This window comes from Gimesia alba (genome assembly GCF_007744675.1).
In the GTDB taxonomy this organism is placed as follows: Bacteria; Planctomycetota; Planctomycetia; order Planctomycetales; family Planctomycetaceae; genus Gimesia; species Gimesia alba.
Genome location: NZ_CP036269.1, coordinates 5,702,060 through 5,717,401 on the forward strand (window position 1 = coordinate 5,702,060; position 15,342 = coordinate 5,717,401).

10 protein-coding genes are annotated in these 15,342 nt (G+C 50.0%); 7 read left to right on the forward strand and 3 right to left on the reverse strand.

All coding sequences use genetic code 11. From position 1 onward, the window contains the following. Positions 1–48: 48 nt before the first annotated feature. From Pan241w_RS21205 to Pan241w_RS21215, 3 genes are all read left to right on the forward strand, one after another. Positions 49–1,359, forward strand: coding sequence for a coproporphyrinogen-III oxidase family protein (locus tag Pan241w_RS21205; protein WP_145219689.1), 1,311 nt, complete (start codon positions 49–51; stop codon positions 1,357–1,359). Between the two features lie 67 nt (positions 1,360–1,426). Further along, positions 1,427–1,963: a hypothetical protein gene (locus Pan241w_RS21210; protein WP_145219691.1), complete on the forward strand. Its 537-nt coding sequence runs from the start codon at positions 1,427–1,429 to the stop codon at positions 1,961–1,963. Positions 1,964–2,017: 54 nt separating this feature from the next. After that, positions 2,018–3,310 (forward strand): NAD(P)/FAD-dependent oxidoreductase, encoded by a 1,293-nt coding sequence (locus Pan241w_RS21215; RefSeq protein ID WP_145219693.1) that lies wholly within the window; start codon positions 2,018–2,020, stop codon positions 3,308–3,310. A 1,066-nt stretch (positions 3,311–4,376) separates the two neighbouring features. Here the strand turns inward: Pan241w_RS21215 and Pan241w_RS21220 are convergent. Next, positions 4,377–5,222, reverse strand: coding sequence for a 3-keto-disaccharide hydrolase (locus Pan241w_RS21220; protein ID WP_145219695.1), 846 nt, complete (start codon positions 5,220–5,222; stop codon positions 4,377–4,379). 468 nt (positions 5,223–5,690) lie between these two features. Between Pan241w_RS21220 and Pan241w_RS21225 the strand changes: the two genes are divergently transcribed. Both Pan241w_RS21225 and Pan241w_RS21230 read left to right on the forward strand, forming a co-directional pair. Continuing rightward, positions 5,691–6,494, forward strand: coding sequence for a hypothetical protein (locus tag Pan241w_RS21225; protein ID WP_145219697.1), 804 nt, complete (start codon positions 5,691–5,693; stop codon positions 6,492–6,494). A gap of 145 nt (positions 6,495–6,639) precedes the next feature. Further along, positions 6,640–9,015 (forward strand): hypothetical protein, encoded by a 2,376-nt coding sequence (locus Pan241w_RS21230; protein ID WP_145219699.1) that lies wholly within the window; start codon positions 6,640–6,642, stop codon positions 9,013–9,015. Between the two features lie 107 nt (positions 9,016–9,122). Here the strand turns inward: Pan241w_RS21230 and folE2 are convergent, their stop codons facing one another. Both folE2 and Pan241w_RS21240 read right to left on the reverse strand, forming a co-directional pair. After that, positions 9,123–10,133: a GTP cyclohydrolase FolE2 gene (folE2, locus tag Pan241w_RS21235; protein WP_145219701.1), complete on the reverse strand. Its 1,011-nt coding sequence runs from the start codon at positions 10,131–10,133 to the stop codon at positions 9,123–9,125. A 396-nt stretch (positions 10,134–10,529) separates the two neighbouring features. Beyond that, a complete protein-coding gene (locus Pan241w_RS21240) occupies positions 10,530–11,486 on the reverse strand; it encodes a tetratricopeptide repeat protein (RefSeq protein WP_198000062.1) in 957 nt (318 codons plus the stop codon). Positions 11,487–12,264: 778 nt separating this feature from the next. Between Pan241w_RS21240 and Pan241w_RS21245 the strand changes: the two genes are divergently transcribed. Both Pan241w_RS21245 and polX read left to right on the forward strand, forming a co-directional pair. Next, on the forward strand, positions 12,265–13,446 hold the full coding sequence (locus tag Pan241w_RS21245; RefSeq protein WP_145219705.1) for a hypothetical protein: 1,182 nt from the start codon (positions 12,265–12,267) through the stop codon (positions 13,444–13,446). 131 nt (positions 13,447–13,577) lie between these two features. Next, complete coding sequence (gene polX / locus Pan241w_RS21250) at positions 13,578–15,293, forward strand: DNA polymerase/3'-5' exonuclease PolX (RefSeq protein WP_145219707.1); 1,716 nt, start codon at positions 13,578–13,580, stop codon at positions 15,291–15,293. Positions 15,294–15,342 lie beyond the last annotated feature (49 nt).

The following is a 15,342-nucleotide window of genomic DNA, read 5'->3' on the forward strand; positions in this document are numbered from 1 at the left end:
ATTCAGTCGCTTACTGAAACGACAAAACACGAACACGTTGAGAGAACTATGGATCTGGAAGCAACAGGCACAACGGAAATCGGCAGTTATTTCATTTCGAACTATCCTCCTTTCTCACAGTGGAAGCAGGAATACGTTACCCGAATCCACGAAGTCCTGCATCAGAGCCCCGACGCCAGCATCCCGATGGGCCTTTACATTCATATTCCCTTCTGCCGCAAACGCTGCAAATTCTGTTATTTCCGCGTCTATGAAAAACAGAACGCCAAAACCATCGAACGCTACGTCCAGGCGCTGCAAAAAGAATTTGAAATGCTCAGCCAGGTCGAAGCCATCAAAGATCGCACGCTCGACTTCACTTACTTCGGCGGCGGAACACCCTCTTATCTCAGCTCAAAACAACTGCTCTCCGTTCGCGATCGGCTCTCCAGCCTGCTTTCCTGGGAAACGGCCAAAGAAGTCACCTTCGAATGCGAGCCCGGCACGCTCAACGAGGAGAAAGTCAAAACACTCAAAGAGATCGGCATCACCCGCATCTCGCTCGGCGTGGAAAGTTTTAACGATAAACTGCTCGAAGCCAACGGCCGCGCCCATCTGACTCCCGAAGTCTTCCGGGCCTACGAATGGATTCAAGACGTCGGCTTCCCCCAGGTCAACATCGACCTGATTGCCGGCATGATGGGAGAAACCGATGACAACTGGACCCAAGCGGTCGAAAAAGCAGCCGAGCTCGCCCCCGACAATATCACCATCTACCAGATGGAACTCCCGCATAACACGATCATCTCCAAAGAAATGAAAGAAATGGGCATCACCTCACCCATTGCCGACTGGACCACCAAACGCCGCTGGATGAATGAAGCCATCGAGAAACTGCAATCGAAAGGCTATCACCTCGCCAGTGGAAACGAACTCGTCAAAAACCCGGAAACAGACCGCTTCATCTATCGCGACAATCTCTTCCGCGGCAACGACATCATCGCGACCGGCGTTTCCTCTTTTGGACACATGCAAGGCGTCCACTATCAAAACCTGGATCGCCTGGAAGACTATCTCGAAACCGTCGAGAAAGGCGATCTCCCCATCAACCGGGCACTCGAACCTTCCGAACACCAGCGACTCATCCGGGAATTTATCCTGCAACTCAAAGAAGGCCGCGTCTTGACTCAGCCGTTTCAGGACAAGTTCGGCGTCAATATCATCGAAGAATTTTCCGAAGCACTCGAAAATCAGCAAAAGGCGGGTTACCTCACCTATGATGATTCAAAAGTCCAGCTCACACGTAAAGGCATGCTTCAGGCCGACAGCCTGCTGACAGAATATTTCGAACCAGAACATCGCATGGTAAGATACACCTAAAATTTGAACCGTTGTTATCAATTGAAACTCACCCCGATTCTCCCCTGATAAAAGAAGTCATTTTCAAGTGAACCCACAAGACGAACTCGATGCACTTGTCAAATTATTCCCGAGCGAACAACGATTGTTCGAACGGGCCGAACATGTTTCTTCCGCCTCTCTGCCTGATCCCTATAAAACGCTGCTGGCTCACAACCACCATATGACGGTCACCATGGAAAAGTACCATCAATCGCCCGTGGATGTGACCGTGCTGGACCAGCGTCTCGATGAAAATGTTTACAGCAGAAAAATCCTGCTCTCCAAAACCGGCACCAAAGAAGTCGTCCAGTTCGGGATCGTACGATTTAATTTTGACTATGTGACTCAAGCCGTCAAGGACGAAATCCTCGCGGGCGAAATCCCACTCGGACGGGTGCTCATCAATCATAATGTCTTGCGTCACGTCGATTTAGGTGCGGTATTACGAATCACCGCCGGCCCGGGACTGGCCAGTGTTATGGATATCCAGCCCGGCGAAATCACCTACGGGCGACTGGCAACCATTTTCTGTAACCAACAACCGGCAATTGACCTCTTGGAAGTTTCCGCTCGACTGCTATAAATGCATAACTGCTGCCCCAAACCTGACTTTGACTCGTACGATTGAAGGTTTCCCATGAACGTTTCCAACCCGCCAGACCAGCCTGACCTCGACTCAGAATATGATGTCATTGTCATCGGAGCCGGCCCCGCCGGTTCCACTGTGGGAGCACTCCTCGCCGAGCAGGGACGAAAAACACTCGTCGTCGATCGCGCCCGATTCCCCCGCTTTCACGTTGGAGAATCGCTGATCCCCGAAACCTATTGGCCCCTCAAACGTCTGGGACTCATCGATCAACTCAAACAGACCGCGTTCCCGAAAAAATTCAGCGTGCAGTTCGTCACTGACGAAGGCGTCGAAACGATGCCCTTCTACTTCAAAGAATACAAAGAGCATGAAAGCTCGCAAACCTGGCAGGTGCTCCGTGCCGAGTTCGATCAGATGCTGGTCAACAACGCCCGATCGAACGGTGCCACAATTCACACCGGCGCCCAGGTCCTCGACCTGCTCTGTGAAGGAGATCTGGTCACAGGCGTCAAACTCAAACTGAGCTCGCAGGAAACCCTGGACATCAAAGCCAAACTTGTTGTCGACTCCAGCGGGCAGACCGGCTTCATCGCCAATCGATTCAAACTGAAACAGGCCGATCCGGTTTTGAAAAAAGGAACCGTCTGGGCCCATTTCAAAAACGCACACCGTGATGCAGGCATCGACGAAGGTGCCACCATCATTCTGCAAACCGAAGGCAAACAGTCCTGGTTCTGGTATATCCCGCTCCCCGACAATGTCGTCAGCATCGGCTGTACCGGAGACATGGCCTACATGTTCGCTAAAGATCGCGGTAACAGCGAAGAAATCTTCTACCAGGAAGTCGAACGTTGTATCGGCATTAAACGCCGGCTCACCGAAGCACAACCCGTCACCGAATTCATGACAACCAAAGATTTCTCCTATCACACCACCCAACCGGTCGGCCCAGGCTGGATGCTGGCCGGCGACGCCCTCGGCTTCATCGACCCCGTCTATTCCAGTGGCGTGTTCCTGGCCATGAAATCGGGAGAGCTCATTGCCGACGCCATCAACGATGCCTTTGAAGCACAAGACTTCTCGGTCGAGCAACTCAGCCAATGGTATCCCGGCTACAAGAGCGGCGTGGAAAACTTCCGCAAACTGGTCTACGCCTTCTACACCCCCGGCTTCAGTTTCGGCTCCTTCCTGCGTCAGTACCCGCAGTTCAAAACAAATCTGGTCGACATTCTGATCGGCGACGTCTTTAAACCCGAAGTCGCAGAAATGTTTACCGTCATGCAGGAAGAAATCCCCGAACTCGCCAACCCCGAAGATTCCCAGATCGCGCTGAAAAAGTAATCGGCTTTTCTCTGTCATCAGATCCGTGCTCCCGCTTCCAATGACATGAAGAATCCGTAGCTGAATAGAGTTTCCCTTGATTGTTTCATGACGATCAAAAAAACGACTTTTCCCCTCGTTTCAGACACTTTCTCTCCAAAGCGGGAGACCTCTTGACGCAACTGAGCCTTCCGCGATGATGCGGAGATAGCGTCGCGTGCGCGAGAGAGCACTCCAAATCGCTGAAGAGATCCTCCCCTGACCATTCCAGCACGTCGCAAAAACCGCTGGTTTTAACGCGATTTTTTGAACCCGGTTCTTGATGATCACTGGTCTGCTCCTCAATTTTTTGCGACAAAAAGAACCCTGTTTGAACCAAAGCAAAACCACTCTGAACCAAACCTGAACCAATCCTGAACCAACTTTGGACCAGGTTCCGCAAGAGACGACTTGACCCATTCCCGCCCTTCACAAAAATTCTCTTCATCGGAACACATTCCTGTAAAGAAAACCTCACCCAATAAAACAGCAGAAAGAAAAACAAATATGCCACAGCAACTCCACATGAATACAAAACAGAAACAACACCGCCTCTGTACCGACCGACTCTTAAGCAACTGGTACAAGACGTAGCAGCATTCTACCCGATGTTTCGCGATGCCCCCAAGATGAACAACGCGAGGTGAATACAACACACCGGTCGCCAGCATTGGCTCGCCAACAAACAAGCGTAACCCAATGAAGGGGTCGCCCTGTGTGGCGACCCGCGGTATCGACCTAAATTGTGTGATGGCATTCGAAACACTTTTCCGGTTCCTTCGCAAGAATGAATCCATTTCGAAACCCGACAGGCAGGCGGACACATGGGTCCGCACCCTACAACAACTTGATTATCCCGTTGTTATGAATTCACCCGCATTCTCTGCAACCTCCTGTTGCCAGCGGCAATCTCGAATTGCATTCGAAACCACCTACTCAGAAGTTTTCGTGCTCTTTCGTGTTTTTCGTGGTAGAAAAAAATAGCAGACACAAAAAAAGCCCTGTCGTGGTCATCACCACAACAGGGCTGAATTCACACTATGTGAAATTAGTCCTTCTTATACTTGGGTGCTTTGCCCAGCGGATAGAGGTCCCATTTGCGAACCCACATTTCCGCCATTTCAGTCTGCACCAGCAGTTTACCGTGATCGGGTTTCGCATCGTAGCCGGCATTCACGACTACGCCGTTGACCAGATATTTAATCTTGCCACCCTCACAGATGACGTCCATTCGAGTCCACTCGCCGAATTTACTTTCAACGTCGTCTTTGCCACGGAAGCCAACCTTGTCGGCCCAGTCAGGGTCGCGGCCCCACCAGTTGATCCGGCCGGAGCTCAATGTGATTTCTTCGCCATCCTTCTTCCAGACCTTTTCTCCATCCCGGTCTTTGGTGATGGTGGTCGTCAGCGAAGTCGGAATCGGTTCGCCGGTCTTGGGATCTTTCCCCGTTAAGACCAGAATATCACCCACGCCCCCTTCAATGATCTGGGCTTCAATCGAGGCCATCCAGGTATTGCCGTAGCCGCCGTCCGGTCCATGGCAGTGAATCAGCACGCCCGAATCGCGGGCACGGTCTTCCCGCTTACCCCAGGTCTTGCCGCCCCATTTGAATTCAATCACCATATGGTAATCGCGATAATCTTTCTTCGTGATCAGTCCGCCATATCCATCGCCGGAAATGTGCAGCATGCCATCTTTGACAGTAAAGATCTTTTTGGGATCTTCATATTCTGTTCCCCGGTTCCAGACATACAAACCATCCAGGTTCTTGCCATTAAACAGATGCGTCACACCCTCTTTGGGCGTAACAACTTTGTCCCCGGCTTCTGCTCCCACAGTAGAGGCAGCAACCAGACAGACACAGGTAATCATAAGGAGTCGTTTCAAAACCATGTGAGCTTTCCTGAACTAGAGCACTTCACCAAGGCCAGAGGTCTCGGAACGCGCTGCAATAAAACCGTCTTCGGCCGAAACCGAAAGTAATTTCTTTAACAAAATTAAGTTATTTGATTACCAGACTCTTCGCAAGAACGAACATCAAAAAAGTCGTCAATCGGGCCAAAATTGAACCCGCGATTCTTCCTTGCGTTCCGCAGTCAGCATCGCATGAATTCGCAGAAAACAAAGGACGTTCATGCCGCCTCCGGTTCGTAGTGGCACATTGTGAAAATGGAATTCTTGGCAATCGGAGAGAATTTCCAAGTTCATGATCACAAGGACTGGCAGAAAGAACGAAGTGTTGATGGTACATTAATATAGATGACAATTGACAATCTAGTATAGAAATCCATAAGCTGTTTATTCTCGCCTCTTAAAATATACCTAAATACAGTTATCCTCTGTCTGAGTGAGATCTCAATCGTGAATACACCACCTCGCAAACGTCGTCGTCGCAGACCACAGCAAGAATCATCGGAAGAAGTGTATGAGTCTCCTCGCAGGAGGAGAAAGAAGAGTTCTGGTAAGAATCAAAAGAAAAAAGCTTCTAAACCTAACGTTCCCGTCGGGCTAATTGCAGCTGTTGCTGGAACGGTCGTTATTGTCATCGCAATTATGGTTGTTGACTGGAAAAGTCTTGGCCAATCCATTGGCCTTTCCAGTACTTCTGAGTCATTAACAAAACGTTTACTGTCTGATCAGGAAGAGCAGGCTTCGATTCTTGCCTCTATTAAATCAGAAGCAGATGCGCAGGCGGCAGGTCCAAAACTCATTCAACTCAATGAAGACATGGCGAGAACCTCATTCGAAATCTCCGAGTTGCAAGAAGCCGAGAGTCTCCCACTCTCAGAGAGAATGGCATTAAAGAAGGAGTTTGGCGAAAAGTCGAAAGCAAGCGCAGCTCGCATGGCAGAAGAGATACAACGAATTGCTAAGAATCCTCAACTAGCGTCCACAGTCAGAGTGATCATGTCTGAGTCGGGTGCCGCACGCTCGCGAGTGACCAATGAATTAAGATTAAATAAAGCGAAAGAAGGTGTGAATGACGATGGTTATTCACCTGTTACTTCCAGCACAGAACTGACGAATGGAATGAGGATTGAGTTTATTGATCCTTTCAATATGTGGAAAAAAGGGATGATTTCTGATGTTCGAAATGATGGCAAAGTGAAAGTCGGGAGTGCCTTCGAATATTTAGATCGAGATCGTCTGCGAATCCCTGATTAATAAATCAGGAAATCATTCAGGGGATGATGAAGAAAGAGAAACCTGTCATCAAATCGGGCGGAAAGCCTTTGGGAAAATCGGGCACCAGTCTTTTGTACCAGGAAGGTGGCAAGACCGGTTCTAATCTGATTAGGTTGGAACGTTCATGAAATTGCGTCCCCGCTGGCCACTTGCACTATTTCTGCTGATCTTTTTGCTTCTCGGTTCTCGTCTGATCTGGACGCTGAGAGTCTCCGCCGAAAGTTGGAGACTGTTTGGGGATCAATGGATTAATCAAATCGACTCTCTTGTCAAATGGGAACCCTCGCTCTCCGAGCAGCCACCCGCGGAACAGGCGGCCTTCTGGGTTCAACAGGCAAACAAAATAGAGGCAGTAAAACATGATCCCCAGGTGGCCCTGGGGGCGGCCTGGATGTTGGATTCGCCTCGCAGACTCTACCTGCTAAGACATTACAACACCGGATTAAATGATGACAAATTAACGGACCTCAGATTAATCTGGATTGAATGGGATCGCGAAACAGTCGAAGCAATGGAGGATGATTTTGAATTACGCGCCGGCAAAGCCTGCCTCGAACAGAGCGAACGGGCAACACGACTGGACCCCAAGAATAAACACCTCTGGCGCAACCGGGCACTGCTCCTGTTTCAGATGTACGACAGGGAAGGGGAATCATTCCAGTTAATCCCACGTAGTAAGAACTGGTTGGCAGTCCTGGATGAATGCGGCCGACACGATCCGGAGAATGCACTCTACGACTACCTGGCAGCAGTCTATTTATGGTCCGTTTCAAGTCAGAATGACCCGAAACGGGGATTCGAAATTCTGGATCACTTGAAATTTCAACAGGGACAGCAACGACTCCGCGCAGGCCTCCAGAAACCATTTCTGAAAATGGGATTTACCGGAGAAGCAGCAACGTTTGCTTTTCTGTCACACACATCATTCCCCCTCAATCAACAGAATGGAATGGCTGAAAGCAGAAACAGTAACATCAGAGAACAGTTCATTCTGGCCAATCTTTTAGGATTTCTAAGGTCGGAATATGTATCTGATATTCGCAACAAACAATTGAGCAGCGCGGCAACACGGGCACGCAGCCTGCTTCGTATTTCGGACCAGATTTCAACAGAAGATGCTTATCATTATATCACTGAATTGAAATCGATGTTTCGCCTGAATGGATTGGCAGATCTCTTAAAGCTGCAGAATATTGATGCTGGAATAATGAATGAGGCAGAGTTCAAAACGATCTCTGAACAGTACGATCAGGCCCTGCTTGAAGAGCAGATAACGCTTGAAGCACAAGAGCGAATAACGAAGCCCCAGAAAATCAGTGCTAACGATTCATTGAGTTTTTTCCAGACAGCGCTTCTCACAGCAACGTCTCTAAATATTGTGCTGATTACACTTTTCTGCGCCATAGTGGCAATGTTATTAAGCTGGATCTGCAGCCGGAATTCGGATTCAAAATTGACTTCCACAGGATTCTGGCAACCTGCTGTCTGCTGGTGCCTGGGAACACTATTCAGCCTGGGATTGTGGGGCTTCTTTGCCGCGGAAATCGTCCCCTTTCATTTCCAATACTGGCCGCTTCTGGGGTGCATCTGGGCTGGGTTTCTTGTGTGTGTTTTTGGCGCACTCTATTTCATTCGCGTTGCATTTTCAGTTCCCTGGTCTCAACTCCTCAGCGTCGGCTTCATCACAACGGTATTGGTTCTGATCGTTTCTGAAAACCCCATAATGAACCGTCTCAGTGACTATTGGCTGAAATCCCCACCAGCCATATTTATTTTGGCTATCGTTATTCTGGTGTTAGGAGTGCCTTCTCTGCGAAATGCTCAAAAGTTCTTCCGCGGTGAGAACCAGAACTCTCGGGTATTGACCGTGCTCATCTCTGCCTTGATTCTCATCCTGGCCATCTTCACGGTTCCCTTTGGTTTAAACCTGGCCAGTGATAGCCAAAATCTTTATCAATTCAGAGACTATTTCTTTCCCGTTACGTGGAGAGACATTCTGGGTGTCCAGGCAACAGTCGGTATTCCAGAGAATCATTTTGATCTGGATAATTCTCCGCTAACCAGAGCCTGGCTGGTCTGGTATTGGGAGGCGGGAGAGCTCTTCACTGTTTTGATCTCGGTGACGATCCTGCTCACCTGGTATCTGAAACGACAGTCAAAGTTGTTAACTGGAGGATTAACCGAGTTGCTGCAAACGCGACTCAGGATTGAACTGCGAAATGCAGGACGTTTGATCGCAAAATCGTGTGTGCTGGTTGCCCTGCTTTTCTCACTGATTTACCTGGCTGTCATCCCCCCGTTTCTCATGTCGAGTGGAAAGCAGTTACATAAAAACTATCGACACTTGACAGACCCTCATTTTGCTAATGAAAGCATTGAGTCCTTATATGCAGAAATGAAAGCAGACTCTGCACTCCAGGATCAACTCCGCAAACAGGCAAGCGAAGACAGACAGAGAGTCATGGAACGGTTTAAACAGAATTCGGATGAATATGACTAACCGCCTCGGAATTGACTGTCCCTTCCTGTTCAACACAAGAATCCCGTTTGTCCTCCAGTAGAAATCGGAGGCACGGATCTCCTCGAGTCAGATTATGGCAAGTCCATTCAAGACTGCGAACGGGTCGCGACTGCCGCTGCATCGTGCGGGTGCAGGCTTTCCAGGTGATTGATTTCGACGCGGAAATCTTTGACTCCCTCCAGTTGGGTCAAAGCCGCTTTCAGCTTGCGGGCTGCGTCTTCACAGAACATCAGGTTCGCGCCGTTCAAGCGGGCAAACTCCTGCTCGTCTTCACGTTTGACGGCCGTCTGTACGGGAGTCGCGATCACGCGTTCCAGATAATCGATCAGAGATTCGATCGGAAAATCATCCAGTTTGCTGTCTAATTCCACCGTCACATCGGCATGGCTCCGTTGACTGTGCGGCACTGCCAGAATCGCTTCCTGTGTTCCCAGCCATTGGAATATTTCGTCGTGCGAAAGTTCACTCCGATCACCAAAGGCTTTCTCAAACGCCTGTTGAATCAGCTGTCGCGATAAAGCGGCCGAACAGGGACAGGCACTGGAATACGTCAGACGCACCGACATCTGATGCTGGAATTTCCCCTGTTTCAAAGCACTATGAATCCGAATCGGATACGCCCGCCAGCCGGCATGATCCGACAGCAAAGCGGGCCGTTTCAGAGAATGCTCGTAGGACAGCGTCAAAAAACTATTCGCACTCATCTCCTGGTGTGTCTGGATAAACTCTTTGAGAATTTCATTCACCAGAGGCAACGACAGCTCCGCATCAGCCAGACGGTTATTCAAACTGAGAAACAGACGGGACATGTGAATTCCCTTGACCTGTTCATCATCCAGACTGACGGCGGCATCCGCACGAGCCGGAGTGCGAAAAATTTCTCCCGAGGCATCACGCAACCGCAGCACCAGCTCCACGCCCGACATGCCGACACGGTCCAGCGTGCCGCCAATTTGGGGTACAGTTTCATTCGCGATATCCGGCAAGCTGCCAGCCAGCGGGGAAAGACCGGATTCAGTAGACGAAAGCGGATTACCAGTCGGTGCCTCAGCCCCCATTTGTTTAAGATTCAGTGCATCGGAAACAAATTCAAACATCTCATCGCTCTTTCGTCGCTATGCCTCAGGTGAAACTCTAAGTTCACAAAAGATTCTTCTAATTTTTACGCAATTCAATCCGTGCCCGATACTATAACAAAAAAAGGCCCCTATAACATTTAGTCACTAAGAATCTTTTTTCAAGTATCAAAATTTGATTATCGCCCCGTTTTCATTGTAATAACCTCAATTGAGACCTGAAATTACAGATCATTTGCTCCCCAAGGACCTCTTGGTCTGCTTTTACCACTCAGGGGAGAGATTCAGGGGACATCCGCGATATTCGAACTGAAACAGCAAACATCCTGAATCCCGTTTACAGGATCAATATCAACCTCGTTTGGTCAATTTATGCAGTAAATCACTCATAAATCAGCCTTGAGTTCCGCCATCAAGCTATTCTGGCTTCACGCTCGCAGAAGAAATGCTGAGCCTGCCTCGTCGTTCCCAACCACGAGGAGGCTGTAGTGCATCGATGGGGATCGGAGGTGCCTCCTGTCCAATGATTCCCGGACGTTGCAGAGGAGTGTACATGGAAGCCTGCTGAATATTCACCAGATTGGTCTGTTGAGTCAGATAACTCGACAGCCGATTCGTTTCTGTATGCAACGGGTTGAGCGTCAACGCCTGAGTCACCGCCGGATACACCTTTTCCATCTCATTCGCCTGCAGACAGGCATATGCCAGTCGATACCAGTCATCTGCCGTCACATCGGCCCGGTTTTTCATCGCCTGTTCCAGTGAAGCAACCGAATCAGTCCACCGCTGCTGGGAACCATAGGCGACACCCAGCAACCATTGAGCTTCCGCCCGCTGATCGATGGTCGCTGCGGTATTGTGACAGATTGGACGTAAGATCGGCGTTGCCCGGTTCGATTCCCCCTGTTTGATCTGCAGTGCCGCCAGTTTCAGTCGGGAAACAATATTATAAGGCTCTACCTGCAAGACACGATGGTAGGTTTCAACGGCTGAGGGATTCAATCCTGCCAATTCTTCCAACTCTCCCTTGAGCAATAAGGCACGAATATTTGTCGGATCCAGATTCAAACCCAGCTCCAGATTTTTCAAGGCATCGGTATATTGCTTTTTCTCGTATAACAGATACGACAAATCGATGTACGGTCTCGGATCATCGGGAGCCAGCACCGTCGTTTTTTCCAACTGCTGAATCGCTTCTTCCGAATAACCATTGGCAACTAAAAATTCCGACAGTTGGTGTCGAACCGCCGCGTTATTCGGGTTCGATGCGACGGCCTGTTTGAGCAACTCCGCAGCCTGTTCCTGACGCCCGCTCTCCGTTGCCACACGGACCTGCTCAACCAGTTCTTGAGATTCCGAATCTCGGACTGCCATTTTCTGCTTCCAGCTAGTGCACCCGGAACAGAGTCCGAACAACATTGCCAGCGCCAGACACCATCTGGACAAAACCAACCCTGACAGCAGCGCGCACAGGCCCCGTTTCAGATCCAGAGATCCAAAGCGAGACTCTGAGAACAAATTTTCATGACGGTCTCTCATGAAATGCTGTGATCACCATGAAAGAAAACACAAAACAGGAACAAACAATTGAAGTGGGGAGTTGAAATTCAGGGACAACGGGCTCGACTTCAGACCGCGAAACTTAGCATTTTTCTGAGTTTCAGGGTAGAGGAACTCACCCGCATTTCCACCGGTGTGTAGATCAGCAGAATTCCGAGCACAAAGAGAGAACTTCCGAGCAGATTCGGATCAGCCCAGAAGAAATTAAGTGATGACCACACATCAACTTATCGTCATTCGTTGATCGAAAAAGTGCTCTCATATCCGGTCTGTGCCTCGAATCCCCTGAAAATCAGGTGTGATCAGGCAACTTTATAACTTAGGTAAATTAGTAAGAATCGAGAATACTTATAAATAGTCCCGCAAAAACTTAGCTTATCCGACCCAACCAATACGACCAATCATTGACATCGGTGCGATCCTAAGGGTACAAAAGAGTGACTAATGGATTAGTTGCTCGATGCTTCCAAATGAATCGGAAACATTTGGAAAAATAGAGAATCTGGCGTGATGGACTACGTCTTCTTTCGGCATGGCTTACTGCCCCTGGTCGTGCAATTGTGTAGCTCGATTTTAAAAAAGGTCGAAAAGGATGAGTCTGATCAAAAACATGAATCTGAAAAAAGTTTGCCTGAGCGTCGGTTGTTTTCTGGCGATCGGCATGGTGTCACTCGCCGAATCCAACGCAGGGATTATTCCCTGGACGTACAACGCCATTTTTGGCCCCAGCCGAAATGGTCCGATGTACGCCGGTTATGCACCTCGGTCTTATTCAGCCAATTATGGCGGATATGGCATGATGAATTCCGGAAGCTGCTGTGGCACTCCCGGTTATACGTCCTACTATGGTGGTGCTGCGAGGCCCGCACAGTCTCGACGTGCTTCACGCGCTGCCTATCGCTGGTACCTGATCAATAACCCACAAGTCGTCGGCGTCAGCTACAATAGCTTTGGCGGAGGAAACTCTACTCAATTTGCAGGAGTTGCCTATGGCCCATCCGGTAACTGTGGCCCCTGCGGAATGGGTGGCTGTGGTATCGGCGGTTGTTCAACGGGTGCTTGTGGAGTCGGTGGTTGCAGCACAGGACAGTGTGGCGTGAATTACAACCCGGTCGCAAATCCCGCATCAGCCAGCACTCCAACGCCTGATCCCAACGCCGGCGGAAAAGTACCGACACCCCGCGACGTCGAAAACACACCACCCAAAACGTACTCTGAAAAGCCGATGAGCCCAGAGAATAAAGAAGAGAGTGTCGAAGATTCCGGTTTTGGCGCACGTCGCTACGATCGGACTCCCATGGACACAGCTCCCAAGAATGATGCAGAAAGTCTGTTTAAGACCCCCATCAAAGGTAACGAAACAGAATCCCCGATGCCGGAAGCCAAACCGGCATCGCCAGACTTTGGAACAGAAAAGCCTGAGTTTGGTACCGAGAAGAAATCGGACGATGACTTCTTCGGAACCGGTGAAAACAAAGCCTTCAAACCGACTCCTGATGGAAAGCTCCCCAAAACGGCGATCCCTCAGAAGAAAACGGCACCCATGACAACGCCCGGGAAAGAAGCTCCCAAAGCAGAACAGGGAATCAATCTGCCACCTCTGCGAGTAAAGCCTTTGAACCTGGATCAGAAAATCACCTGGAAGTCGGCTCCCCGAGCAGAACGACTTACCATTCGCGCACACTTTACTGCACCGCGCATCGCCAAGCAGAATGTCCCCGCGAATTCAGGTTGGTTCGCCATCACGGATACGGCCAAAGTCGCCAGCAAATAACAGCGGGCGCCTCAAGAACCCACAAAGTGCAAGTGCATCCTCGCCTTGCACTTTTTTTATGCGCCGATTGCGTTATTGTAAAGGAGTCTCACCACCTTTCGTTTGAACTATCAAGATTGAAAATCCGGACAATGCAAAACGCAGAAATCGCCCGCCAGTTCGAAGAGCTGGCAGATTTACTCGAAATTCAGGGAGCCAACCCGTTTCGTCTCCGCGCCTATCGCAACGCGGCTCGCACTATCTCGGGACTCTCTGAATCGATCGCGGACATCGCGAAAAACACTCCCAAAGAGTTACAGGAACTACCGGGAATCGGTAAAGACCTCGCCGAAAAAATTGAAACGATCGTCGTGACAGCCAATCTGCCGCAACTCGAAGAATTGAAAGAAGAAATCCCGGCCGACGTCGTCCGCATGCTCGACATCCCCGGCATCGGACCCAAAAAAGTCGCCTTTCTCTTCAAGGAACTCTCAATTCATTCACTCGACGATCTCAAAGCGGCCGCCGAGAACGGAGTCATCGCCGAGCAAAAAGGATTCGGCAAAAAAACCGAGCAGATCATCCTCGAAGGTCTCGAACATTTGAGTCAAGCCGGTAATCGGGTGCGACTTGCCGAAGCCAAATCCCAGTCCGATGAAATCATCCACGATCTCGGTGAGTTAGACTCGGTGCAACAAATCTCGGAAGCAGGCAGTTGTCGCCGACGCAAAGAAACCGTCGGCGACCTGGATATTCTTGTGACATCCAGCCAACCCAACGAAGTCATGGACGCTTTAGAAAACCATGAACTCGTCAAAGCAGTCCTCGCACGCGGCGAAACCAAGCAGCGCGTTCGTTTGAATTCCGGGCTGGAACTTGACCTGCGTGTTGTGCCCGAAGAATCGTACGGCGCCGCCCTGCTCTACTTCACAGGCTCCAAAGAACACAACATCGTGCTCCGCCGCCGTTCACAGGACAAAGGCCTTAAACTCAACGAATACGGCCTGTTCAAAAAAGACAAACTCGTCTCCGGCAAGACCGAAGAAGAAGTTTATAAAAAGCTCGGCTTGCCCTGGATTCCCCCCGAAATTCGCGAAAACCGCATGGAATTCGCGGCCGCCGACAAAAATGAATTGCCGGAATTGATCGAACTCAAACACATTCGCGGCGATCTGCACATGCACACCACCGCCACCGACGGCACCGCGTCGATTCAGGAAATGGCGGAAGGCGCGCTGGCCAAAGGCTATCAGTACATCGCGATCACCGATCACTCCAAACGCGTCACCATGGCTAACGGTCTCGACGCCAAACGGCTGCGGGCACACTGGAAAGCCATCGACAAAATTCAGGATAAAGTTCCCGACATTCAAATTCTCAAAGGTATCGAGTGCGATATTCTGGAAGATGGCAGCATGGATTTGTCCGCTGACGTCCTCAGTGAAGCCGACTGGGTCATCGCCGTTCTGCATTACGGCCTCAAACAGCCCCAGGAACAGATCAATCGGCGTCTGCTCAATGCCATTCAAAATCCAAACGTTTCGATACTCGGTCATTTATCAGGTCGCCTCATTGGGAAACGTCCGGGCGCGGATCTGAATTACGGCGAGATCCTGAAAGCCGCCGCCGATCATGGCACCATGCTGGAAATCAACGCGCATCCGATGCGGCTGGACATTGATGACATTCACGCCGCCAAAGCCAAAGAACTGGGAATTCCCATTGTGATAAATACCGACGCCCATAGCGTGAAAGGCCTGGACGTGATGCAGTACGGCGTCTATCAGGCACGTCGGGCCGGCTTAACCAAAAAAGATGTCGCGAACACCAAAACCTGGAAGCAGTTTCAAAAACTACTCAAAAAATGAGCTGATTTTTTAATCTGGTTCCGCGAATCCTGCGTTACTGCCTGCAACA